This window comes from Nocardioides sp., from assembly GCF_030149505.1.
Taxonomy (GTDB): domain Bacteria; phylum Actinomycetota; class Actinomycetes; order Propionibacteriales; family Nocardioidaceae; genus Nocardioides.
Genome location: NZ_JASBRN010000065.1, coordinates 1 through 22,928, shown reverse-complemented (window position 1 = coordinate 22,928; position 22,928 = coordinate 1). Strand labels below are relative to the sequence as shown.

At 72.7% G+C, this 22,928-nt stretch carries 23 protein-coding genes; 11 read left to right on the top strand and 12 right to left on the bottom strand.

Translation table 11 applies throughout. The annotated features are described in order from the left end of the window. The 3 genes from Q1V71_RS14265 to dnaK all read right to left on the bottom strand — a co-directional run bounded on the left by Q1V71_RS14265 (position 1) and on the right by dnaK (position 3,807). A complete protein-coding gene (locus Q1V71_RS14265; protein ID WP_300644605.1) occupies positions 1 to 1,182 on the bottom strand; it encodes a DnaJ C-terminal domain-containing protein in 1,182 nt (393 codons plus the stop codon). Between the two features lie 79 nt (positions 1,183 to 1,261). Continuing rightward, a complete protein-coding gene (gene grpE, locus Q1V71_RS14260) occupies positions 1,262 to 1,945 on the bottom strand; it encodes a nucleotide exchange factor GrpE (RefSeq protein ID WP_300644596.1) in 684 nt (227 codons plus the stop codon). Beyond that, the gene (dnaK, locus tag Q1V71_RS14255) at positions 1,942 to 3,807 is read right to left on the bottom strand and encodes a molecular chaperone DnaK (protein ID WP_300644595.1); all 1,866 of its coding nucleotides are present in this window, start codon (positions 3,805 to 3,807) and stop codon (positions 1,942 to 1,944) included. The genes grpE and dnaK overlap by 4 nt, the downstream gene beginning before the upstream one ends. Before the next feature lie 155 nt (positions 3,808 to 3,962). Here dnaK and Q1V71_RS14250 point away from each other — a divergent pair, with 155 nt between their 5' ends. Continuing rightward, a complete protein-coding gene (locus tag Q1V71_RS14250) occupies positions 3,963 to 4,505 on the top strand; it encodes a GNAT family N-acetyltransferase (RefSeq protein WP_300644594.1) in 543 nt (180 codons plus the stop codon). On the opposite strand, the gene Q1V71_RS14245 is transcribed toward Q1V71_RS14250, so the two are convergent. After that, positions 4,498 to 4,935 carry an NUDIX domain-containing protein gene (locus Q1V71_RS14245; protein ID WP_300644592.1) on the bottom strand — a complete coding sequence of 146 codons (438 nt, stop codon included), beginning with the start codon at positions 4,933 to 4,935 and terminating at the stop codon, positions 4,498 to 4,500. The two genes, Q1V71_RS14250 and Q1V71_RS14245, sit on opposite strands and share 8 nt — an antisense overlap. Before the next feature lie 79 nt (positions 4,936 to 5,014). Here Q1V71_RS14245 and Q1V71_RS14240 point away from each other — a divergent pair, with 79 nt between their 5' ends. Then, positions 5,015 to 5,860: an aldo/keto reductase gene (locus Q1V71_RS14240; protein WP_300644590.1), complete on the top strand. Its 846-nt coding sequence runs from the start codon at positions 5,015 to 5,017 to the stop codon at positions 5,858 to 5,860. 33 nt (positions 5,861 to 5,893) lie between these two features. On the opposite strand, the gene Q1V71_RS14235 is transcribed toward Q1V71_RS14240, so the two are convergent. From Q1V71_RS14235 to Q1V71_RS14220, 4 genes are all read right to left on the bottom strand, one after another. Continuing rightward, positions 5,894 to 6,445 carry a hypothetical protein gene (locus Q1V71_RS14235; protein WP_300644588.1) on the bottom strand — a complete coding sequence of 184 codons (552 nt, stop codon included), beginning with the start codon at positions 6,443 to 6,445 and terminating at the stop codon, positions 5,894 to 5,896. Then, positions 6,445 to 7,020, bottom strand: a complete 576-nt coding sequence (locus Q1V71_RS14230; protein WP_300644587.1) for a hypothetical protein — start codon at positions 7,018 to 7,020, stop codon at positions 6,445 to 6,447. The genes Q1V71_RS14235 and Q1V71_RS14230 overlap by 1 nt, the downstream gene beginning before the upstream one ends. 104 nt (positions 7,021 to 7,124) lie before the next feature. After that, positions 7,125 to 7,625, bottom strand: coding sequence for a nitroreductase/quinone reductase family protein (locus Q1V71_RS14225; RefSeq protein ID WP_300644586.1), 501 nt, complete (start codon positions 7,623 to 7,625; stop codon positions 7,125 to 7,127). 2 nt (positions 7,626 to 7,627) lie between these two features. After that, positions 7,628 to 8,059: a nuclear transport factor 2 family protein gene (locus Q1V71_RS14220; RefSeq protein WP_300644585.1), complete on the bottom strand. Its 432-nt coding sequence runs from the start codon at positions 8,057 to 8,059 to the stop codon at positions 7,628 to 7,630. A gap of 46 nt (positions 8,060 to 8,105) precedes the next feature. Between Q1V71_RS14220 and Q1V71_RS14215 the strand changes: the two genes are divergently transcribed. The 3 genes from Q1V71_RS14215 to Q1V71_RS14205 all read left to right on the top strand — a co-directional run bounded on the left by Q1V71_RS14215 (position 8,106) and on the right by Q1V71_RS14205 (position 10,432). Next, positions 8,106 to 8,984 (top strand): TIGR03619 family F420-dependent LLM class oxidoreductase, encoded by an 879-nt coding sequence (locus tag Q1V71_RS14215; protein ID WP_300644584.1) that lies wholly within the window; start codon positions 8,106 to 8,108, stop codon positions 8,982 to 8,984. A 16-nt stretch (positions 8,985 to 9,000) separates the two neighbouring features. Then, positions 9,001 to 10,221 carry a hypothetical protein gene (locus tag Q1V71_RS14210; protein WP_300644582.1) on the top strand — a complete coding sequence of 407 codons (1,221 nt, stop codon included), beginning with the start codon at positions 9,001 to 9,003 and terminating at the stop codon, positions 10,219 to 10,221. Positions 10,222 to 10,288: 67 nt separating this feature from the next. Next, positions 10,289 to 10,432: a hypothetical protein gene (locus Q1V71_RS14205; RefSeq protein ID WP_300644581.1), complete on the top strand. Its 144-nt coding sequence runs from the start codon at positions 10,289 to 10,291 to the stop codon at positions 10,430 to 10,432. A 3-nt stretch (positions 10,433 to 10,435) separates the two neighbouring features. Here Q1V71_RS14205 and Q1V71_RS14200 read toward each other — a convergent pair whose 3' ends face one another. Then, positions 10,436 to 11,221 carry a DUF2185 domain-containing protein gene (locus tag Q1V71_RS14200; RefSeq protein ID WP_300644579.1) on the bottom strand — a complete coding sequence of 262 codons (786 nt, stop codon included), beginning with the start codon at positions 11,219 to 11,221 and terminating at the stop codon, positions 10,436 to 10,438. 109 nt (positions 11,222 to 11,330) lie between these two features. Between Q1V71_RS14200 and Q1V71_RS14195 the strand changes: the two genes are divergently transcribed. The 4 genes from Q1V71_RS14195 (at position 11,331) to Q1V71_RS14180 (ending at position 15,171) form a co-directional block, all read left to right on the top strand. Beyond that, entirely contained in the window at positions 11,331 to 12,173 is an 843-nt protein-coding gene (locus tag Q1V71_RS14195; RefSeq protein WP_300644577.1) for an SDR family oxidoreductase, read from the top strand. A 120-nt stretch (positions 12,174 to 12,293) separates the two neighbouring features. Further along, entirely contained in the window at positions 12,294 to 13,451 is a 1,158-nt protein-coding gene (locus tag Q1V71_RS14190) for a sulfotransferase (RefSeq protein ID WP_300644575.1), read from the top strand. Continuing rightward, entirely contained in the window at positions 13,448 to 14,533 is a 1,086-nt protein-coding gene (locus tag Q1V71_RS14185; protein WP_300644574.1) for a diacylglycerol kinase, read from the top strand. The genes Q1V71_RS14190 and Q1V71_RS14185 overlap by 4 nt, the downstream gene beginning before the upstream one ends. Before the next feature lie 44 nt (positions 14,534 to 14,577). Beyond that, on the top strand, positions 14,578 to 15,171 hold the full coding sequence (locus Q1V71_RS14180; RefSeq protein WP_300644572.1) for a hypothetical protein: 594 nt from the start codon (positions 14,578 to 14,580) through the stop codon (positions 15,169 to 15,171). 4 nt (positions 15,172 to 15,175) lie between these two features. Here the strand turns inward: Q1V71_RS14180 and Q1V71_RS14175 are convergent, their stop codons facing one another. Continuing rightward, entirely contained in the window at positions 15,176 to 16,465 is a 1,290-nt protein-coding gene (locus tag Q1V71_RS14175) for an MFS transporter (RefSeq protein WP_300644571.1), read from the bottom strand. Positions 16,466 to 16,542: 77 nt separating this feature from the next. Here Q1V71_RS14175 and Q1V71_RS14170 point away from each other — a divergent pair, with 77 nt between their 5' ends. Further along, positions 16,543 to 17,928 carry a M1 family metallopeptidase gene (locus tag Q1V71_RS14170; protein WP_300644569.1) on the top strand — a complete coding sequence of 462 codons (1,386 nt, stop codon included), beginning with the start codon at positions 16,543 to 16,545 and terminating at the stop codon, positions 17,926 to 17,928. A 33-nt stretch (positions 17,929 to 17,961) separates the two neighbouring features. Here the strand turns inward: Q1V71_RS14170 and Q1V71_RS14165 are convergent, their stop codons facing one another. After that, on the bottom strand, positions 17,962 to 20,925 hold the full coding sequence (locus tag Q1V71_RS14165) for a helix-turn-helix transcriptional regulator (protein ID WP_300644567.1): 2,964 nt from the start codon (positions 20,923 to 20,925) through the stop codon (positions 17,962 to 17,964). A gap of 55 nt (positions 20,926 to 20,980) precedes the next feature. Further along, positions 20,981 to 21,115: a hypothetical protein gene (locus Q1V71_RS14160; RefSeq protein ID WP_300644565.1), complete on the bottom strand. Its 135-nt coding sequence runs from the start codon at positions 21,113 to 21,115 to the stop codon at positions 20,981 to 20,983. A 240-nt stretch (positions 21,116 to 21,355) separates the two neighbouring features. On the opposite strand from Q1V71_RS14160, the gene Q1V71_RS14155 reads away from it, so the two are divergent. Next, the gene (locus Q1V71_RS14155; RefSeq protein WP_300644563.1) at positions 21,356 to 22,720 is read left to right on the top strand and encodes an HNH endonuclease signature motif containing protein; all 1,365 of its coding nucleotides are present in this window, start codon (positions 21,356 to 21,358) and stop codon (positions 22,718 to 22,720) included. The last annotated feature ends 208 nt before the right edge of the window (positions 22,721 to 22,928 follow it).

Below are 22,928 nucleotides of genomic sequence, written 5' to 3'. Positions count from 1 at the left end.
TCAGGATCCGGCCTGGTCGAAGAGGTTCGAGCGCAGCGGCTTGCCGGCGGTGGCGATGCGGTAGGCCTCGACGGCAGCGCGGGCGTCGACGTCGAGCACCGCGGGCACCTGGACCTCGACGGTGGCGAGCAGGTCGCCCTTGGTGCCGTCGGCCTTGGTCGCACCCTTTCCACGCACGCGGAAGGTGCGCCCGTTGGGCGTGCCGGCCGGGATCTTGAGGGTGACCGGCGAGCCGCCGAGGGTGGGGATGCGGACCTCGGAGCCCAGTGCCAGCTCGTCGAAGGAGACCGGCACGTCGAGGGTGAGGTTGTCGCCCGAGCGACCGAAGACGCGGTGCGGGGAGACCTTCACGGTGACGAAGAGGTCGCCCGCGGGTCCGCCGTGCTCACCCGGGGCGCCCTTGCCGCGGACCCGGATGCGCTGGCCGTCCTTGACGCCCGCGGGGATGCGGGCCTGGATCGTGCGCGAGGAGGAGCCGCGGCCGCTGCCGTGGCAGGTCGGGCACGCCTCGTCGTACAGCAGCTGGCGCCCGCGGCACGCGGGACAGGTCTCGTTGAGGTTGAAGCCTCCGCCCATCGAACCGGTGACGAAGCCACTGCCCTCGCACTCGGCGCAGACCCGCGGCTTGGTGCCGGGCTTGCCGCCGGTGCCGGAGCAGGTGGCGCAGGCCCCCTCGGAGGTGAGCCGCAGCGAGATCGTGACGCCCTCGAGGGCGTCGGTGAAGGAGATCGTCGCGGTGCTCTCGACGTCGGCGCCCTTGGTGGCGCGCGGTCGGCTCGTACGCCGGCCGCCGAACCCGCCCCCGAAGAGGTCGCCGAACATGTCGCCGAAGCCGCCGCCGCCCCCGGGGCCGCCGCGGTCGCGCAGCAGGTCCTCGAGGTTGATGCCCTGGTCGGGCCGACCGCCGGGGTACCCACCGCCGCCGAAGCCCCCGCGGAACCCGCCCGAGGAGACCATCCGGCGCAGCTCGTCGTACTTCGGCCGCTTCTCGGGGTCGCCCACCACGTCGTAGGCCTCGGCGACCTGCTTGAAGCGGTCGTGCTTCGCGGTGTCGCCGGGGTTGGAGTCGGGGTGGTTCTCCCGGGCGAGCCGCCGGTAGGCCTTCTTGATGTCGTCGGCGCTCGCGTCCTTCTTCACGCCGAGCACGGCGTAGAAGTCCTTCTCCGCCCAGTCCGGGCGCATGCCGTCGGTGTCCTTGCCCGCCACGGGAGTCCCTCCCCTCGTCCTTCTCTGCTGACTGTCTCGTGCGTGTGCTGCCGGGTCAGGACCCGGCCGGGTCCACCACCAGGACCTGCGCGGCCCGCACCACCCGGTCACCGATGCGGTAGCCGGCCTTGGCGATCACCTTGCAGGTCGTGACCTCCACGTCGGGATCCTCCCCGATGTGGGAGAGCGCCTCGTGCAGGCTCGGGTCGAACGCGTCGCCCGGCGTGCCGAACCGGACCAGCCCGGCCTGCGCGACGGTGCGCTCGAGCTGCTCGACGACGCTCTTGAAGCCGCCGGTGAGCTCCTCGTGCTCGCGCGCCCGGTCGATGGTGTCCAGCACCTCGGTGATCGGCGAGAGCGCGGCGTACGTCGCGTTCTCCTTGACCAGGTCGCGGTCACGGTCCACGCGCCGCTTGTAGTTGAGGAACTCCGCCTGCAGGCGCTGGAGGTCCAGCGTGCGCTCACCGAGCTCGGCCTTGAGGACGGCCACCTCGTCGTGCGCCGCCTGCAGCGGGTCGACGTCGAGCGCCTCGCTCGCGTGCTCGCCGCCCTCGGCAGGGCGGTCCTGCTGCTCGGCCGGCGTGCTCGCCGCGGCGGGGTCGCCGCCCTCGGCGCCGGCCTCGACCTCGGTGTTCTCGGTCATCTCTGCTGCCTCCTCACCGAAGGAGCCCCCCGGGCCGGGGGCCGCGTGCTGCGGCCCCCGGTCACCGGTGGAGCTGCCCTCGTCGGGCTGGGTCACTTGTCCTGGCCCTCGGCGCCGTCGGCCGCGTCGGTCTCGTCCACGACCTCGGCGTCGACGATGTCGTCGTCGGCCTCACCGGTCGCACCGGTGGTGCCGCCCGCGGCGGACTGCTCGGCCTCGGCGGCGGCGTACATCGCGGCGCCCATCTTCTGGGAGGACTCGCCGAGCTTGGTGACGCCGGCCTGGATCTCCTCGGCGTCGGCCTCGGCGTTCTCCAGGGTGGCCTTCAGCGCGTCGACGTCGGCTTGGACCTCGGTCTTGACGTCCTCGGGCAGCTTCTCGGCGTTGTCGGCGAGGAACTTCTCGGTCGTGTAGACCAGCTGCTCGGCCTGGTTGCGGGTCTCGACGGCCGCGCGCCGCTTGGCGTCCTCCTCGGCGTACTGCTCGGCCTCCTTGACCATCCGGTCGATGTCGTCCTTCGACAGCGCGGAGCCGCCGGAGATGGTCATCGACTGCTCCTTGCCGGAGGCCTGGTCCTTCGCCGTGACGTGGACGATGCCGTTGGCGTCGATGTCGAAGGTGACCTCGATCTTCGGCACGCCCCGCGGAGCCGGCGGCAGGCCGGTGAGCTCGAAGTTGCCCAGCGGCTGGTTCTGGCTCCACATCTGGCGCTCGCCCTGCGCGACCTTGATCTCCACCGACGGCTGGTTGTCGTCGGCGGTCGTGAAGATCTCCGAGCGCTTGGTCGGGATCGTGGTGTTGCGCTCGATGAGGGTGGTCATCACGCCGCCCTTCGTCTCGATGCCCAGCGACAGCGGGGTGACGTCGAGCAGCAGGACGTCCTTGACCTCGCCCTTGAGCACGCCGGCCTGGAGGGCCGCGCCGTTGGCGACGACCTCGTCGGGGTTGACGCCCTTGTTGGGCTCCTTGCCGCCCAGCAGCTCCTTGACCAGGTCGGTCACGGCCGGCATGCGGGTCGAGCCACCGACCAGGACCACGTGGTCGATCGCGGAGATCGCGACGCCGGCGTCCTTGAGCACGGCCTGGAACGGAGCCTTGGTGCGCTCGAGGAGGTCAGCGGTCAGCCGCTGGAACTCGCCGCGAGTCATCCGCTCCTCGAAGTGCAGCGGGCCGGACTCGCCGTGGGTGATGTAGGGCAGGTGGATGGTGGTCTCGCTGGAGGAGGAGAGCTCGATCTTGGCCTTCTCCGCGGCCTCCTGGAGGCGCTGCTTGGCGATCTTGTCCGCCGCCAGGTCGACGCCGTTGTTGTCCTTGAACTTCTTGACCATCCAGTCCACGACGCGGGAGTCCCAGTCGTCGCCACCGAGGTGGTTGTCGCCGGAGGTCGCCTTGACCTCCACGACGCCCTCGCCGACCTCGAGCAGGGAGACGTCGAAGGTGCCGCCGCCGAGGTCGAAGACCAGGATCATCTGGTCCTCGCCCTTGTCCAGGCCGTAGGCCAGGGCGGCCGCGGTGGGCTCGTTGACGATGCGCGAGACGTTGAGGCCCGCGATCTCGCCGGCCTCCTTGGTGGCCTGGCGCTGGGCGTCGGAGAAGTACGCCGGCACGGTGATGACCGCGTCGGTCACGGTCTCGCCGAGGTAGGCCTCGGCGTCGCGCTTGAGCTTCTGCAGGACGAACGCGCTGATCTGCTGCGGCGTGAAGTCCTTGTCGTCGATCTTCTGCTTCCAGTCGGTGCCCATGTGGCGCTTGACCGAGCGGATGGTGCGGTCGACGTTGGTGACGGCCTGCCGCTTGGCGACCTCACCGACGAGGACCTCGCCGTTCTTGGCGAAGGCGACGACGGACGGGGTCGTCCGGGCGCCCTCGGCGTTGGCGATGACGGTGGGCTCGCCACCCTCCAGGACGGACACCACGGAGTTCGTGGTGCCCAGGTCGATACCGACGGCACGCGCCATGGGTGCTACCTCCAGCTAGAAAGAGTTCGGGGATACGAGCCCAGTCTGCGTCGCTCCAGATCGTCAGGCAAGTTACCTGAGTCCTTCGCACTCAACTTTGCTCACTGGGCTCAATGCATTCGCGGTGGGATCCATTCCCGTGGTCTGCTCGGGGCATGGACACGCTCGTGCTGCGCCCGTTCCGCCTCGAGGACGAGACCGAGGCCCGCGCCGCCCACGCCGAGCTCGCGCACGACCACTTCGACTTCCTGCTCGAGCAGCGCCCCGACGGCGGGCCCGAGGAGAGCTGGGCGGAGTACGTCGAGCGGCTGGAGGACCAGCGGCACGGCCGCCGCCTGGACCCGGGCTTCGTCCCGGCCTCGTTCCTGGCCGCCGAGGTGGGCGGCACGCTGGTCGGCCGGGTCTCGATCCGCCACGAGCTCAACGACTTCCTGTCCACCTGGGGCGGTCACGTCGGGTACGGCGTGCGGCCGGCGTACCGGCGCCGGGGCCACGCCACGGCGATCCTGCGCGGCTCGCTGGGGATCCTGGCCGACCTCGGGGTCGAGGAGGCGCTGGTCACCTGCGACCTCGACAACGCCGCCTCCGAGGCGACCATCCGCGCGTGCGGCGGCTTCCCCGACCCCGAGCTCCCGCTGGTCGGCGCCGGGGCCACCGTGTCGGCCAAGAAGCGCTTCCTGGTCCCGACGACTACCTGAGCCCGGCCATCCCCAGGGCGATGTCGACCACGGAGACCCGGTCCAGCGTCGGGACCTCGGACAGCGGGAACCAGGCCGCCTCGTCGGTGCTGCCGTCCTCCTCGTGGGTCAGCTCGCCCCCGACGACGTGCGCGCGGTAGAGCACGCGGAAGGCCTTCATCGGCCGGTCGGTGCCGACCGCGCGCCGCTCGGCCGGGAACACGTAGGAGTCCACCCCCAGCAGCGCGTCGAGCTCGACGTCGTACCCCGTCTCCTCGAGCACCTCGCGGATCACGCCCTCCTCGGCGCGCTCGTGCAGCTCCAGGCCACCGCCGGGCAGGGTCCACTGCCGGCGCGAGCCCTCGTTCCACAGCGCGAGCAGCACCCGGCCCTCGTCGTCGGTGACGACGGCGTAGGCCGCGAGGCGGGTGTCGTACTCGGTGTAGTGCACCGGGCCATTGTGGCGTGAGGGTCCTCACGATCCCCGGTGGGTGGTGAATACCGCTCCACCGGCTGGTGTTGTGGAGGGCATGACCGTTCCCACGATCACCCTGAACGACCAGACGACGATCCCGCAGCTCGGCTTCGGCGTGTTCCAGGTGCCGCCCGAGGAGACGGCCGCCACCGTGAGCACGGCGCTCGAGGTCGGCTACCGCCACATCGACACCGCGCAGATGTACCAGAACGAGGCCGGCGTGGGCCGTGCGATCGCCGACTCGGGCATCGCCCGCGACGAGCTCTACGTGACCTCCAAGCTCAACAACGGCTTCCACCGCCCCGACGACGCCCGTCGCTCCTTCGACCAGACGCTCACCGAGCTCGGCCTGGACCGGGTGGACCTGTTCCTCATCCACTGGCCGCTCCCGACGCTGTACGACGGCGACTTCGTCTCGACGTGGCGCACGCTGGGCGAGTTCGTGGCCGACGGGCGCGCGACGTCGGTGGGCGTGTCGAACTTCCAGCCCGCGCACCTCGACCGGATCGTCGAGGAGACCGGCCTGGTGCCGGTGGTGAACCAGATCGAGGTGCACCCCTACTTCCCCAACGAGGAGGCCCGGGCCGCCTCGATCCGGCACGGCGTCGAGGTCGAGGCGTGGAGCCCGATCGCGCAGGGCGCGGTGCTCGACGACGAGGTGATCGGCAAGATCGCGGCCGCGCACGGCAAGACCCCCTCGCAGGTCACCCTGCGCTGGCACGTGGAGCGCGGCGACATCGTGTTCCCGAAGTCGATGAAGCGCGAGCGCATGGAGGAGAACTTCGCGATCTTCGATTTCGAGCTGAGCCCCGAGGAGGTCGCGCAGATCAGCGCGCTGGACCGTGGCCCGTCGGGTCGCCGCGGCCCGGACCCCGACACCTTCGACTACGTGCCGGAGTGAACGCCTAGCCGACCACCCGGCCCTGGCCGGGGGCTACGGCGCGATCCGCGCGCGGTAGTCCTCGGCCTGGGCGCCGGTCCAGCTGCCGACCAGCTGCAGCGTGCCGCCGATCGTGCCGCCGACGGCGGGTGCGTTGAGCACGAGGCCGTCGACCACGAACGCGATCCGGCTGTCCGAGGACGCGGCGTCCTCGGCGAGCCCGGCGACCGCCTCGGTGGCCTCGGGGTCGAGGGTCACCTGGATCCGCCAGGCGTCGCCCGTGCGGTAGAGGTCGGCGGCCTCGACGCCCTCCTGGGCGGCCACTGCAGGGCCGAGCCGGTACCCGAGGCCGTCGAGGTCGCACAGCGCGGCCTCCTCGTCGGCGGCGGTGTTGCCGGGAGGCTCCGGCACGTCGCTCGGCTCGCACTCGAGCTCGGCGAGCATCCCGAGGACGGGGCGGACCTGGAGCCCGGCAGCGGGGTCGCCGTCGCCGGTGCCTGTGCCGCCGACGGCGGGCTCGTCGTCGCTGCACCCGACCAGGCCCAGCGCGACCAGCGTCGTACCGGCCAGCAGCAGGGCGGCCGGGCCGTGACGCCGGTCGGCCATCAGCCGACCGTCACCTTGATCTCGTTGGACGTCACGCCGCTGTCGTTGTCGACGACCCGGAAACGGTTGACGCCCTGGGTGCTCGTCTGGACGTACGTCGCGAACGTCTCGTTGCTGACCACGGCCGTGACCGGGAAGTCCTGCCAGCCGCCGCTGAACTTCTGCACCTGCAGCACCGCGCCCTCGCCGCCGGGGTAGACGCCCGTGAGGTCGATGTTCTGCATGACGCCGACGCTGGCCTGCCCGACGGTGAGGGTGATCTCGCCCTCGGCGTCCTCGGTCTCCTCGGTCTCCTCCGGCTCGGGCTCGGTGGACGCCGACTCCGAGGAGCCGCCGTCCTCCGGCGCCAGGGTGATGAGCGGGCCCGAGGGGCCGTCGGTCGGGGACGGCTTGGGCAGGAAGAAGTCGACGTCGTCGCTGGCGGTGGCCGAGGTGTCCTCGTCGCCGACACCGAGCACGCGGGTCGCGCCGAGCGCGACGCCCCCGAGCACGAGTCCGACGACCAGCCCGACCGCCACGAGGGCGACCAGGCCCGTCAGCACGGGGTGGTCCTCGTCGCGCAGCCGGTCGATCACCCGCCCATCATCGCGTCCGGGGCGGGTCGAGCCAAGCCGGGGCGGCGCCGGGGCCGCGCGGCCGGCGCTGGGTCCGCGCCGGGTCCGGCCGGGACAGCGGTGGGTCAGCGCGGGGTCAGCACGACGACCGGGATGTCCCGGTCGGTCCACTCGGCGTACTTCGCGAAGTCGGCGTACAGCTCGACGAGGCGGGGCCAGAGCGCGGCCTTCTCCTCGGGCGAGGCCTGGCGGGCGCGCACGGGGACCCGCCGGCGGCCGGGCAGGCTGACGGCGCAGTCGGGGCCGGCCACCACGTTGTGGAACCACTGGGGGTTCTTGGGCAGGCCGCCCTGCGAGGCGACGACCACCAGGTCGGCACCGGGTCCGTCGCCGTCGCGGAGGTAGAGCAGCGGGGTGGTGAACTCGGTGCCGGACTTCCGACCGACGTGGTGCAGCAGCAGCGTCGGGACAGGCTTCCGCCAGCCGGCGCCGATGCGCCAGTAGCGCCCGATCCGCCCGTTGGTGGCGCGGAAGACCGCGACCTGCGCCTTGGCGCCGTACTTGATGATCCGCCCGGTCATCGGGGAGTCGAGGCCCGGCGGACGCTCCTCGGGGAGGCCGGGCACGACTAGAGCCCCCGCTTCCAGACGACCTGCTCGAACAGCTTGCGCGAGCGCCAGCCGTCGGCGGTCCGGACCATCGTGTGGTGGTAGATCCCGCCGACCTCGACGATCTTGGTGCCGCCCTGGCCGTCGTCCATCGGCATCGGGTTGTCGAAGTAGGCGCAGACCTCGAGCTCGTCGGCGCCCGGGGTCCAGGGCACGTCGACCTGGCCGATCGTGTGCATGCGGTGCGGGAAGAAGGCGGGCAGCATCTCGGCCAGCCACGGCTTGACCACGGCATAGGTGTCGTGGATGCCGCCGGACTGCACGTAATCGATGTCGGCGTCCGGGGTGAACACGGTGTCGAGCCGGTCCCAGTCGCCGGTGTCGATGGCCCGGGTGTAGCGGGTGACGACGTCGGCGATCTCGAGCCGGTCGCTGATCTCCTGGAGGTCCACGAGCGGGACTCTGGCACAAATCTAGAACAGGTTCTACTGTTCGGACATGCGGTTCACCTACGCCGAGGCGATGACCCAGGCCAGCTACTACGCACCCCTCGCGCAGGCCGCGGAGGCTGCCGGCTACACGTCGATGACGGTGGCGGACTCGCTCATCTATCCCGAGCACTCCAACTCCAAGTACCCCTACACCGACACCGGCGACCGCGAGTTCCTCGAGGGCAAGGAGTTCATCGAGACGATGATCCTGTGCGCGCACCTCTTCGCGCACACCACGACGCTGCGGCTCACGCCCTTCGTGCTGAAGCTGCCCGTCCGCCCGCCGGTGCTGGTCGCCAAGCAGGCCTCGTCGCTGGCCCACCTCTCCGGTGGCCGCCTGGGCCTGGGCGTCGGGCTCTCGCCGTGGCCCGAGGACTTCGAGGCGCTCGGCGTGCCGTGGGAGAAGCGCGGGAAGCGGATGGACGAGTGCATGGACATCCTCAAGGGCCTGACCACGGGCGAGTACTTCTCCTACTCCGGGGAGTTCTACGAGATCGAGTCGCTCAAGCAGTGCCCGGCCGCCCCGGCCCCGATCCCGCTGCTCGTCGGCGGCCACGTCGACGCCGCGCTGCGCCGGGCCGTGCGCAAGGGCAACGGCTGGATGCACGCCGGCGGCGACGGCGAGGAGCTGGACCGCCTGCTCGTGCGCCTGAAGGAGATCCGCGAGGAGGAGGGCGACACCCGCGACGACTTCGAGGTGCACGTCATCTCCTTCGACGCCTACACCGTCGACGGGATCAAGCGCCTGGAGGACAAGGGCGTCACCGACTGCATCGTCGGCTTCCGGGTGCCCTACATCAAGGGTCCCGACACCGAGCCGCTGGAGACCAAGATCCGCCACCTCGAGCAGTACGCCGAGAACGTCATCGCCAAGGTCAACGGCTGAGCCCGGGAGCGCTGTCATGACGCACGCCCCGCACGGCACCGAGCCCTCGGCCAACCCCGACGTCCCCGGCACCGACGGCTCCTGGGACCTCACCGCACCCCTGCGCGAGGCGATCGCCGAGGGCGAGCGACTGGTCGCGGCCGCGCCGTTCATCCGCACCGAGGCCGACCTGCTCGAGGGCTACGACTACCTCGCGGGGCGGATCCGGATGGCGATGCAGACCGCCTTCGACTACGACCTCGACCGGCCTCTCTTCGTCCAGCCCACGCACCAGTTCTCCCGGCAGGGCCTGGACAACCCCGACGCGATCTACTTCAACGCCTACCTCCGCGAGGGCGTGGAGTACGTCGTCCGCGGCCGCCGCGGCACCTCGGCCGACCTGTCGTTCCAGGTCATGGGCGGCGCCTACACCGCCGACTCCGCGGCCACCTCGCTCATGGCCTTCGACGACCGCGAGCTGCAGCGGGACGCCGACGGATCCTTCGAGTTCACCTACGTCGCCGAGCCGGGCGCCAAGACGATGATCGTGCGCGAGGTCTTCTGCGACTGGGAGCACGAGGAGCCGGGCTGGATCACGATCGAGCGCACCGACACCCTCGGGCAGCCGGCCAGGCCGCTCACCCGCGAGCTGCTGACCAAGAAGTACGAGGTCGCCGCCCGCTCGATCACCTCCTCGATCCGCACGTGGTTCGCCTTCCCCCACTGGTTCCAGTACGCCGAGCCGGTCAACACCCTCACCGCCCCGCAGTCCACCCCCGGCGGGCTCTCCTCGCAGCGGTCCTCGATCGGCCACTACGCGCTGGGCGAGGACGAGGCGATGGTCGTCAGCGTCCCGCGGTGCGACGAGGCGGCCTACCAGGCGATCCAGGTGGGGTCGGACTGGTACGCCTCGACCGACTACGAGACCCACCAGACCTCGCTGACCAAGGCGCAGGCGGCCTGCGACCCCGACGGCGTGATGCGGTTCGTGGTCTCCGAGCACCCGCCCTCGGGCGACCCGGCGGCGCCGTACCTCGCGAACTGGCTGGAGACCACCGGCCACCGCACCGGCTCGATGATGCTGCGCTGGCAGCGGCTCGAGCGCGACCTCGGCCCCGAGGACGGGCCGACCGTCGAGGTGGTCAAGCTCGCGGACGTGCCGTCCCGGCTGCCGCACCTGGCTCCGCTGACCGCCGAGAAGTACGCCGCGCGGATCGCCGCCCGGCAGCGCGGGGTGGCCCGCCGGATGATCAGCTGACCCGCACCGAGCGGTCATCGGGAGCGCACCCCTCGTCACGACCCCCGCACCGGCGTACCGTCGCTGCATGACGACTCCTCGCGACTTCACCGCCCTGCCCGAGCCGGTGCGGCTCGAGGACACCTCGACCAGCCACGACCCCGGTCCGGTCCCCGACCCGCAGGCGGGGCTCAACGTCGCGATGAAGGACGCCCTGACCGACGCCGGCTGAACCTCAGGCCCAGGTGTGGCGCTCCCCGACGGAGACGCTCATCGCCCCGAACGTGACCTTCTTCCGCAACCTGCTGCGGGAGTAGGGCTGCAGCACGACCAGGCACGTCCCCTCCCGGTGCTCGAGCTCGACCCGGACGGCGTCGGAGTCGGCCGTGCGCACGTCGGCGACCACCGCCACCGCCCGCAGCGCCCCGGCCCGGCTCCGGAAGCCGTCCCGCAGCACCGCGAGGACCGTCTCCGAGCCCGCCGACGTCGGATCGGCCGCGGCCAGCGCCGCGGCTCCGTCGGTGTCGACGCTGGCGCCGAAGGGTGCCAGCGCACCGGCCCTCGCGACCTGCTCGTCGGCGAAGGTCAGCACCACGTCGAGCAGCTCGTCGAGGTCGTCCTGCGCCTGCTCGCTGGTCGTGTCGCGCCAGGACCCGCGGTGCGGCGCTGGGACGTGCAGGTGGTCGAGGGGGACGGGCGCACCCGTCGCGGTGTCGACGAGGGAGAGGCGCCCGCCGTCGCGGACCAGCTCGAGGTCCGAGCCGACGGGCAGGTCCCAGATGTCGAGGAGGGCAGGCTCGATCTCGCAGACGCGGTTGAAGTCGACGACCTCCAGGTTGGCGGCGTCGTGGAGGTACTCCTCGGTGTCGACCTCGGAGAAGATCCGCCAACCGTTGTCGGCGGCGACCTGCGAGAACTCGCGCACCATCCAGCGCACCCGTCCGGCGCCGGACAGGACGTTGCGCGACACCAGGCAGGCGCCGGCTCCGGGGAGGAGGGGGCGATCGGTCGGGTCGGTCATGGTCGTGCCACCTGTCCGAGGTCGGGCGGTCCTGCCGGACCACGAGCTGCTCCCGACCTGCCCCGCCAGACCTCTCGACCAAACCTAGAACACGTTCTAGTATCGCCGGGTGACTGAGACCCTGGGCTACGCCGACGCGCACGACACCTCCATCGAGGAGCGCTACTCCCCCGTCCCGCTGCTCGCCGGGAAGGTGGTCGTCGTCTCCGGGATCGGGCCAGGCCTCGGGCGGTCGCTGGCCGTCGAGGCCGCGAAGATGGGCGCGAGGCTGGTGATCGCCAGCCGCACCGAGTCCCGGCTCGACGAGGTCGCCGCCGAGGTCCGGGAGCTGGGTGCCGAGGTGGCGACGGTGGTCACCGACGTGACCGACGAGGACTCGCGGGCGAACCTGGTCGCGAAGAGCCTGGAGGCGTTCGGCCGGGTCGACTGCGTCATCAACAACGCCTTCGCGATCCCCCCGATGGACCCGATCACCCAGATCGACCCCCGCAAGCTGGCCAAGGTCAACGAGACCAACGTCTTCGCCCCGCTGCGGCTCTCCGCGCTCTTCGCCGACGCCCTGGCGGAGTCGAAGGGCTCGATCATCATGCTGAACTCGTGCGTGGCCTTCTCCAGCCAGCCGGAGTTCGCCGGGTACAAGCTCTCCAAGGGCGCCCTGGAGCACCTCGCGTCGTCGCTGGCGACCGAGCTCGGGCCGCGTGGGATCCGGGTCAACAGCGTCGCGCCGTCGTACATCTACGAGGACGTCAACCGCGGCTACTTCGACTTCCTCGCCGCGGTCGAGAACAAGACGCACGAGGAGGTGTACGCCGACAAGGCAGCACCCACCGACCTCAAGCGGCTCGCGTCGTCGGAGGAGGTCGCCCGCGCGACGCTCTTCCTCGCCAGCGACCTGGCCTCCGCGGTGACCGGGCAGATGCTCACGGTCGACTGCGGCGAGTTCCACGACTGACCGCGATCCGCCGGTCGAGGAGGGCCGCCAGGCCCGTCTCGAGACCAGCGGTCGGGGTTTCGAGACGGCGCTGGCGCGCCTCCTCAACCGCCGACCTCAAGCCTGCACCCCGGAGATGACATGAGTGACAACGTGATGACCCGCGAGCGGGCCGACGTCGGGAGCTACGAGGACATCGTGGCCGCGGCGGTGCGGACCGTCGGGATGGACGACTTCGGCGGCACCGCGCACGAGGAGGGGCTGCGGGTGCTCGTGGAGGACCTCAACTCCGAGGAGGCGGGCCTCACCGGGCGCGGCAACTACTTCCAGCGCAGCGAGGTCAAGAGCGCGCTGGTCGGCCGGCTGCTGACCCAGGCGCAGTTCAACGCGCTGCCCCAGCACGCCGACGTACCGATCGAGCGGCCGATCTTCGTGATGGGCCTGCCGCGCACGGGCACCACCGCGCTGCACCGGCTGCTGGCCGCGGACCCGGCGCACCAGGGGCTGGAGATGTGGCTGACGCAGTACCCCCAGCCGCGGCCGCCGCGCGAGACGTGGGACGCCGACCCGATCTTCGCCGCGATGCAGCAGGCCTTCGCCGCGCACCACGTCGAGGACCCCGACTTCATGGGGATCCACTACATGGACGCGACCTCGGAGGAGGAGTGCTGGCGGCTGCTGCGCCAGACCGGCAAGTCCAACTCCTACGAGTCGCTGGCCAACCTGCCGCGCTACACCGAGTGGCTCAAGGGCCAGGACTGGACCGACGCCTACGAGCGGCACCGCGAGAACCTGCAACTGATCGGGCTCAACGACCCCGAGAAGCGCTGGGTGCTGAAGAACCCCTCGCACATGACCGCGCTCGACGCGCTCATGACGGTCTATCCCGACGCGCTCGTCGTCTACACGCGCCGCGACCCGGTCGTCTGCATCGCCTCGTCGTGCTCGCTGTCGGCCGCCACCACCGCCGGCCACAGCGACACCTACGTCGGCGGCGTCATCGGCCACACCCAGCTCGACCTGTGGTCGCGCGCCTACCACGCCTTCCACGACGCACGGCCGCGCTACGACTCCGCGCAGTTCGTCGACGTCGACTTCGCCGACCTGCAGGCCGACCCGATGGGCACGGTCCGCGGTGTGTACGACGCGTTCGGGCTGACCCTGTCGGCCGAGGCCGAGGCGGTCGTGAAGGCGATCGACGAGGAGGCGCGCACCGGGCACGCCAGGCCGTCGCACCGCTACTCGCTCAAGGACTACGGACTCTCGGAGACCCAGGTGCGGGCGGCGTTCGACCGATGAGCGCGCTGGTGAAGAAGCGGATCGTGCTGTGGGGCACCGGTGTCGTCGGGTCCATGGTGGCCGCCGAGCTGGTCGACCACCCGGCCTTCGAGCTGGTCGGGGTCGGGGTCTCCAACCCGGCGAAGGTCGGGCGCGACGTGGGCGAGGTGTGCGGGCTCGGCCGGACCATCGGCGTCCGGTGCACCGACTCGGTCGAGGAGCTCGTCGCGCTGCGGCCGGACGCGCTCGTGCACTACGGCCCGACGGCGCAGCACGCCGACGAGAACATCCGCGTGATGTCCTCCTTCCTCCGCGCCGGCATCGACGTCTGCTCGACCGCCATGACCCCCTGGGTCTGGCCGGCGATGACCCAGACGCCGAGGAGCTGGCTCGACCCGATCGAGGAGGCGTGCCGCGAGGGTGGGGCGTCCTGCTTCTCCACCGGCATCGACCCCGGCTTCGCCAACGACCTGTTCCCGCTGACCCTCATGGGCCTGTGCGGGCGGGTCGACTCGGTGCGCGCCTCGGAGCTGCTGGACTACACCGACTACGAGGGCGACTACGAGGACGAGATGGGCATCGGTCGCCCGCCCGAGTTCACCCCGCTGCTCGAGATCCCCGAGCTGCTCGTCATGGCGTGGGGCGCGACCGTCCCGATGATGGCCGCCGCCGCGGGCATCGAGCTCGACGACATCACCACCACCTGGGAGAAGTGGGTCACCCCCACCGACCGCAAGACCGCCAAGGGCGTGATCGAGGCCGGCAACGTGGCGGCGATCCGGTTCACCATCAACGGCGTCTTCCAGGGCCGCGAGGTCATCACGCTGGAGCACGTCAACCGGATCGGGCTGGACGCCGCACCGGAGTGGCCGGCCGGGTCGCAGGACGACGTCTACCGCGTCGACATCCTCGGCTCGCCGTCGATCACCCAGGAGACCTCGTTCCGCTTCACCGACGGCTCGGGTCGGGCTCCGGCCGTGGCCGGCTGCCTGGCGACCGGCATGCGCGCGCTCAACGCGGTCCCGGCCGTCAACGACCTGCCGCCCGGCTGGGTCACCGCGCTCGACCTGCCGCTCGTGCCGGGCGTGGGGACGATCCGCTAGAACCCGCTGGACCGACGGGGTCGGGAGCACGCACGATGCCCCCGATGAGCGCCGATGCCACCTATCCCGACCTGCTTGCCCGCGTGCAGGACCTCGTCGCCACCAGCGACCGGGTCCCGGTCGTCGCGATCAGCGGGCACGGGGGCTCGGGCAAGTCGACCCTGGCCGGACGGCTCGGCGCGGACCTCGGTCTCGAGCCGGACCAGGTGGTGCCGACGGACTGCTTCTACGCCGTGACCTGCGGCCCCGCAGCCGGCCTGTGGGAGCAGCACGACTGGCGGCTCGTCGAGGAGCTCGTCCGGAGCGCGCGCCGCACGCCGGCGCCGGAGCGGCTGCGCTTCGACTACCGCTGGTGGACCGGCGAGCGGGGCGTCGAGGACCACCCGATGCCGCCCGTGCTGGTGGTCGAGGGGATCCGCCTGCTGCACGAGAGCCGCCGCGACTGGTTCGACCTCACGGTGTGGATCGACATGGACGCCCGGGCCGCGGGCACCCGCGCCCAGGCCCGCAACCTCGCCCAAGGCGACTCCCGCGAAGAGCTGGACCTGTGGGACACCAAGTGGGTGCCCGAGGGATACCGGTACGAGGCGGAGGTCGATCCCGCCGGGCTGGCCGACGTGGTGATCCGCGCCGGGTGAGGGCTCAGGCCTCGCCCGCGGCGGTCCGCGCGGCCCGCTCGGCCACCGCGTGGGGATCGGTGCGCTCGTCGTAGGACCAGAAGTCGCGCAGCCACACCGCGGTGAGGGTCACCCCGGCGACGCACGCGATGCCGCCCGAGGTGATCGCGCCGCGCACCGACCAGAGGTCGGCCGTGACGCCGGCACGCACCTGGCCGCCGAGCGGGCCGAGGGAGTAGGACAGCATCTCGATGCCGGCCAGCCGCCCGCGCATCGCCTCCGGGATCGTCTGGCTCCAGACGGTCGAGCGGAAGACGCCCGAGATCATGTCGGCCGCTCCGGCGAGGGCCAGCGCCAGCGCGACCAGCCAGAACGACGGCATCAGACCGGCCAGCGCGATGAACCCGCCGTACGCCGCCGCGGCGAGCACGATCGCGCGGCCGTGGTGGTGCACGCGCGCGGTCCAGCCGGAGAGCGCGGTCGCGACGAGGGCGCCGACGGTCTCCGCGGAGTAGAGCAGCCCGAGCAGCTCGGGGCGCGCGAACACCTCCGAGACCAGCGCGGGGAACAGGACGACCGGGAAGGCCAGCACCATCGCGGCGATGTCGACGAGGTAGGTGCCGAGCAGGTCGCGGCGGCCGACGGCGTACCGCATGCCCTCGGCGACGCCGGACAGCGAGGGCGGCGTGGTCTCGGCGCGATGGGGGTAGGGGCGCATCGCGGCGTACATCACGGTCGCGAGCAGCAGGCCGACGATGTCGACGACGAAGCACCAGCCGAGGCCGACGTAGGCGATCAGCAGGCCGCCGATGGCCGGGCCGAGGAGCACCCCGACCTGCATCCCCAGGCTGAACAGCGCGTTGGCGGCGACCAGCTCGTCGTGGCGGACCGTGCGCGGCATCAGCGCCTCGCGCGAGGGCCGTTGCATCGCGGACGTCGAGACCAGCACGACGGCCACCACGAAGACCAGCGGAACGCTCGGGTCGCCGAACGCACCGAAGGCGTTGGCCGCGAGCACGGCCGTCGCCGCGGCCTGGGCCAGCCCGGTCCACACCAGGAGGCGACGGCGGTCCACGTGGTCGGCCAGCGCGCCGCCGTACAGCCCGAAGACGACGAGGGGGACGAGCTCGGCGATGCCGATCGCGCCGACCAAGAAGTTGGAGCCCGTGAGCGTGTAGACCTGGTAGGGGATCGCGACGTAGGTGACCATGGCGCCGAGGTAGAACACCGTCCCCGCCACCAGGAGCAGCCGGAAGTCGCGGGAGGTGCGCAGCGGGGTGACGTCGACGCGCAGGGCACGCAGCCGGGCGATCACGGGGTCACCACCGGGTCATCACGAGAGGGAATGCTGACACCGCCACGCGGTGGCGCGCGAGCGCATATCGTCCTCGGGTGACCTCCACCCCGCGACGTACGACGTCGGCGCTCGCTGCCGGCCTCGCCGGGTCCCTCCTCGTCGGGCTGCTGGGCGGGTCCTCGGTCGCGGCGCCGCGGGAGACGCTCTTCCCCGGGCAGGGCAACGCCGGCTACCAGGTGCGGGCCTACGACGTCAGCATCGACTACCAGCCGACGACGAACCGGGCGATCGCGACCGTGCGGATCCGCGCGGTGGCACGCACCGCGCTGCGCAGCTTCCACCTCGACTTCGACGGCCCCCGGGTCACCTCCGTGGTGGTGGACGGGCAGCCGGCGCGGTCCACGCGTGAGGGCACCGAGCTGGTCGTGACACCGTCGGCGGTGGTCGACGCCGGCCGCTTCAGCGTGACGGTCTCCTACGACGGGCGGCCCCCGGAGGTCGTGGACGCCGACGGCAGCACCGAGGGCTGGGTGCGCACCACCGACGGCGCGATCGCGATCAACGAACCCGTCGGCGCGATGAGCTGGCTGCCCTCCAACAACACCCCCGGCGACAAGGCCCGCTTCACCTACCGGCTCTCGGCTCCGGCGGGGTACTCCGCGGTCGCCAACGGCGAGCTCGTGGAGACCGCCCCGCACGGCACCGGCACCACGTGGACCTGGCGCCAGGAGGAGCCGATGTCGACGTTCCTGGCGGTGGTCGGCTTCGGCCGCTACGACGTCGTGGAGTCCTCGGTGACCTCCGTCGACGGGCGGCGGCTGCCGCTGTGGTTCTTCGAGGACTCCCTGGTCGGTGCGTCCGAGCGCGCGCGGGAGGTGCTGCCCGAGGTCATCGCGTTCTGCGAGGAGCTCTTCGGCGCCTACCCCTTCTCCTCGGGCGGGCACGTGGTGGACGACGCGTACGTCGGCTACGCCCTCGAGACCCAGGGCCGGCCGTTCTACCCGCCGGGCGGTGCGGACATCTCGACGGTCGTCCACGAGACCGCGCACCAGTGGTTCGGGAACTCCGTCACCCTCACCGACTGGCACGACATCTGGCTGGCCGAGGGCTGGGCGACCTACACGGAGTGGATGTGGTCGGGCGAGCGCGGCGGCCGCACGCCGCAGGAGCACTTCGACGCCCTCTACTCCCGCGACGCCGACGACGACCTGTGGAGCCCGGCTCCCGTAAGGTTCACCGACCCCGCCGACCTCTTCGGCGAGCCCGTCTACGCCCGCGGAGCCATGACCCTGCACGCCCTGCGCCGCGAGATCGGCACCCGCGACTTCCTCGCCCTCGCCCGCCGCTGGGCCGCCGACTTCGCCTACGACAACGTCCGCACCCGCGACCTCGAGAGGCTGGCCGAGAAGGTCTCCGGAGAGCAGCTGGACGAGCTCTTCGACGACTGGCTGCGCCTGGACGGCAAGCCGCGCGGCTACTGACCCCGGCTGGGCCGGTCGGTCCGGCCGGTCCGGTCAGGGGAGCAGGCCGCGGCGGTGGGCGATCGCCGCGGCCTCGGTGCGGCCCGCCGCACCGAGCTTGGCCAGGATGTTGGAGACGTGCACCGAGACGGTCTTGGTGCTGATGAACAGCTGCTTGCCGATCTCGCCGTTGCTGCGTCCCTGGGCGACGAGGGCGAGGATCTCTTTCTCGCGCGGGGTGAGTGCCTCCTCGCGCGGCTGGTCCGCGGTGGCCCGGACCGGCGTGGTCCCGAGGGCCCGCAGCTGCGCCAGCACGGGAGCGAGGCCGAGCTGCTCCGCGGTGGCGCGGGTGCGGTCGGCGGCCTCGCGCGCGCCGGCGGTGTGGCCGGTCGCCCGCAGCACGGTGGCGAGCACGACCCGGCACCGAGCCGTCTCCAGGACGTGCCCGAGGGCGTCGTACGCCGCGGTCGTGCCGACCCACGCCGCGACCAGCCCGCCCGGGTCCACCTCCTCCCCGAGCAGCCACCGGGCCCGGGACGTCTCGGCGTCCAGGCGCAGTGCCCAGGCGCGGCCCTCGGGTCCCCAGTCGTCGTGGTGCTCCAGCACGCGGCGCCCGTCGGCGTGAAGCCGCGCGACGTCGGCGAGGACCTCGGGTCGCCGGCCGGCCTCGAGGTCGGCGGCCCGGTCGGCGAGCGCGCCGATCGCGGTCGCCGCCAGCCGCACCCGGGCGCTGAAGAGCGGGTGCCACAGCCGCGACAGCAGGTCGACCGCGTCGTCGTAGACCCGCACCGGCGCCGGGGCGACCAGCATCTCCACACCCGCTGACCCGATCACCACCGCACCCTCGTGCGGCCAGGAGCGCCGCAGCTCGCGCAGCTGTCGGGTGACGTCCTGCCCGCGGGCCTGCGCCATCACGACCGCGATGCTGCCGAGCATGGCGCCGGACAGCGGGGGCGGCACGTCCCCGGTGGTGTCGGTGAGGCGGTCGGCGGTCGCCCAGTCGCCGCGCACCATCTCGATCCAGGCCCACTGCCAGCGCGCCTCGAAGCCGTACGGCGCCCACGGCACGCGCCCCTCGCGGGCACGGTCGACCGCGCTGCGCAGCCAGGTCACGGCGTCGTCCCACTCACCGGCGTCCTGGTGGGACCGGGCGAGCAGGAAGCGCCCGCGCAGCTCGGCGTTCAGCGCGCCGACGGCCTGCGCTTGCGCGACCGCCTCGGCCAGCGCGGCCCGGACCCGGTCGACCGGGGCGTTCTTGAGGCCGGCGACGGTGGTGAGCGCCTCCGACGCGAGGGCCTGCAGGTCCAGCCGCTCGGCCAGGGCGAGGGCCTCCAGCCCGGCGGCGCGCGCCTCGTCGTACCGCTCGCAGCCGGCCAGGATCCGCGCGTGCGCCGCGAGCACCCGCGCGCGCAGGCCGCCGGCGTCCTCGGGCAGCAGGTCCACGGCCTGCTGGGAGAGGGCGAGGATGTCCTCCTCGGTGTCCACGACGTAGAGGTACGACGCCCGGGCGGACAGCAGCCGGGCTCGCGCGGCCAGCGGCGCCCCCGGCCCCAGGCGGTCCAGCTGCTCGAGCACGAGGGCTGCCGCCCGGGCCGGGTGGCCGGCGGCGTTGAGCGCGTCGCCGGCCTCGACCGCGAGCTTGGAGACGTCGGGACCGTCCGTCGGCCCTCCGCCCGTCGCCGGTCGGCGGGGGTCCGCGAGCAGCTCGAGGGCCTGCTGCAGGTGCTGGGCGGCCTCGTCGGGACCGCCGACCAGCGCTGCCTCGCGACCGGCACGGACCGAGGCCTCGAGGGCGGTGTCGAGGTCCATCGCCGCCCGTGCGTGCCGCGCGAGCTCGGCCGCGGTGCCGGGCGCGGAGCCGGCGCTCAGGGCGGAGGCGTACGCCGCGTGGAGGCGCACCCGCTCGCCCGGCAGCAGGTCGTCGTAGACCGCCTCGGCGAGCAGGGCGTGCCGGAAGGCGTAGGCGCCGCGGTCGGCGACGAGGACGTTGAGGTCGACGGCCCCCCGGAGACCGGCGTCCAGAGCGGCGTCGTCGAGGCCGGCCGTCGCGCGGAGCATCTCGTGACCGACCCGGCGGCCGGACACGCTGGCGGCGCGGACGACCTGGCGGGCGGTGTCGTCGAGCCGGTCCAGCCGCACCAGCAGGACGTCGGCGAGGTCGACGGGCAGGTCGGTGGTGCCGCCGCACGACGTCGCGGCGCCCACGAGCTCCTCGACGAAGAAGGCGTTGCCCTCGGCGCGGGCCACGACGTCGGCGGTCACCGCGCGCAGGCGGTCCTCGGGGAGCTCGGGGGCGAGCTCGGCGACGAGGGCACCGACCGCGGTCTCCGGCAGCGGCCCGAGCTGGACCCGGCCGACGTCGCGCATCCGCGCCCACTCGGCGACCTGGCGGCGCAGGGGGTGCCGCCGGTGCAGGTCGTCGGCGCGGTAGGACACCACGAGGCCGCCGCTGCGGTGCGGCTGGTCCACCGGGCGGCTGAAGAGGAAGGAGAGCATGTCGCGGGTCGACTGGTCGGCCCAGTGGGCGTCCTCGACGACGACCAGCAGCGGGGCGGTCCGGGCGACGGCGGTGAGCAGCGCGTGCAGGGCCTCGAAGAGCTCGGTGCGGTCCAGGGCGCCCGCGTGCTCGCCGGACAGCTCCCCCGACAGCACCCGGCGGCCGGGCTGGAGGCGGGCGAGGGCCGGGTGCGCCGTACTCACCTCGGAGACGACGTCGGGGTGGTCGCCCGCGAGCCGGCCGAGGATCTCGGTGAAGGGCAGGTAGGGCAGGGCGCTGTCACCGAAGTCGAGGCAGTGGCCCGCGACGACCTGCCAGCCCTCGGTGAAGGCGAGGTCGCGCAGCTCGGTGAGCAGCCGCGTCTTGCCGACGCCGGCGTCGCCGCCGAGCAGCACCGCGCCGGTGGTGCGCCCCGCCCCGGGAGCCTCCGACGACCGGACGCCGAGCAGGGAGCCCAGCTCGGCCAGCTCGGCGTCTCGGCCGACCAGGACTCGGCTCGTGGGGGTCACCACGGGAGCCATGATCGCGTGTCCTGGTGCCGTGGCGCTGGTGGACGCGGCCATCGGGCCGAGCCGGTCAGCTGGTCCGGTCCGCCGGGCGGCGGACCAGCGGGACCCGCACGTGCCGGCGACGGTCGCCGCGGGTGGTCCGGATGCGCTGGGCGCGGTACTCGAGCTCGGCCTTGAGGTAGCCGGCGCTGTCGTAGGTCATGGTGCTCTCCTCGTCTCCGTCGCCCGGTCCAGGCGACGTGGTCGAGGTTCGTCCGCTGAGGTACGCCGGCACATCGGGCGGGCTCCCTATCTGCGGCTGGGTGCTACCTCAGACGTTGGCGTGGCCTACCTCAGACGGGGGCGCGACCGGGCGGGCCGGCCCCGGGCGCGAGCCCGCAGCTGCTCATGACTGCACCCCTAAACCCTTGTCTTCGAACTGGTGTTCGACTAGGATCGAGTCATGGACTCGGCCATCCCGGAGCGCGGCGACCTGCAGCGGCAGGTGCGGGAGCGTGCCGCGTGGGTGGGGTCGCTCGACGAGTCGTGCCGGGATGCGGCGGCGGTGGACGTGCTCGACGAGCTGGAGTCGTTGAAGAACACCGTCGCTGCGATCCAGGCCCGCCTCGCGGTCACCCTGAAGGAGACGCGGGTCGCACAGCGGGCGGACCAGCCGGCGGCGGCCCGGGAGCGGGGGATCGCCGCGGAGGTCGCGCTCGCACGGCGGGAGTCCCCGCACCGTGGCGGCATCCACCTCGGCCTGGCGGTGGTCCTGTGCTCCGAGCTGCCCCACACGCTGGCAGCGATGGAGGCCGGTCGGTGCAGCGAGTGGCGCGCGATCCAGATGGCCCAGGGGACGGCCTGCCTGTCGCTGGAGGACCGCCTCGCGATCGATGCGGCTCTCATGGCCGACCCCGACACCACGCTGGGCTGGGGGGATCGCCGGTTCCGCGCCGAGGTCGACACCCGCGCCTACGCCGCCGATCCCGCGGCCACGGTCGCCCGCAGGGCCAAGGCGGTCGCCCAGCGGCACACCAGCTTGCGCCCTGCTCCGGACGGGATGGTGCGCTTCTCCGCCGTCGTCCCCCTGGCCCAGGGGGTCGCGGTGCACGCGGTGCTGTCGCGCGCGGCCGACGCCGCACGCGCTGCTGGGGACGAGCGGTCCCGTGGGCAGGTCATGGCCGACACCTTCGTCGGCGCCTTGCTGCGACCGGCGACCCCCGACGACCAGGCGGGGTCGCCGCCGGTGCCCGTCGTCCCGGTGGCCGTGCAGGTCACGGTCTCGGACGCGACGCTGCTCAACCTCCCCGACGGGGCCGGCGACCGACCCGGCTGGGTCTCCGGTCCCGGCGTGGCGCCCGTGCCGCTGCCCGCTGACGACGTCCGCGACCTGATCGCCCGGGCTCACGATGCCGGCCTGGCCACGATCCGCCGGCTCTACGCGAGTCCCGACACCGGCCAGCTGGTGGCCATGGACTCCTCCGCGCGACTCTTCCCGACAGGGTTGGCGCGCTACCTCGACGCCCGGGACCGCACCTGTCGCACGCCTTGGTGCGACGCCCCGGTACGCCACCACGACCACGTCCGCTCCCGGGCCGAGGGCGGCGCCACCACCGCGCACAACGGGCAAGGCCTCTGCGAGGGCTGCAACCACGCCAAGCAGGCCACCGGCTGGTCGGCCCGCCCCGTCGACGACCACCCGCACGAGGTCGAGACCAGCACTCCCACCGGTCATCGGCACCGATCACGAGCCCCGGGCCTGCCGCCGCCCCGGGAGCACTCCTCGCTCCTCGAGCTCAGGCTCTCGGAGTACCTCCTCACGGTCTGACGCGCATCCGACGCGGCGCTGCGGGGTGCTCGGAGGCACACGTCGGGGCGGCAGGAGCGAGCGTCATCGCGGCTACTTGTTGCATTGACCCCAGGAACGGGCCTGGCGAGGCTCGCTCCAGGTGGCCGGTCCGTCGCTCGCAATGCGGCTGCCCACGCACCCGACCTGTCGGGTCCGTGTGGCTCTCATCTGGCATGCGCGGGCCGGC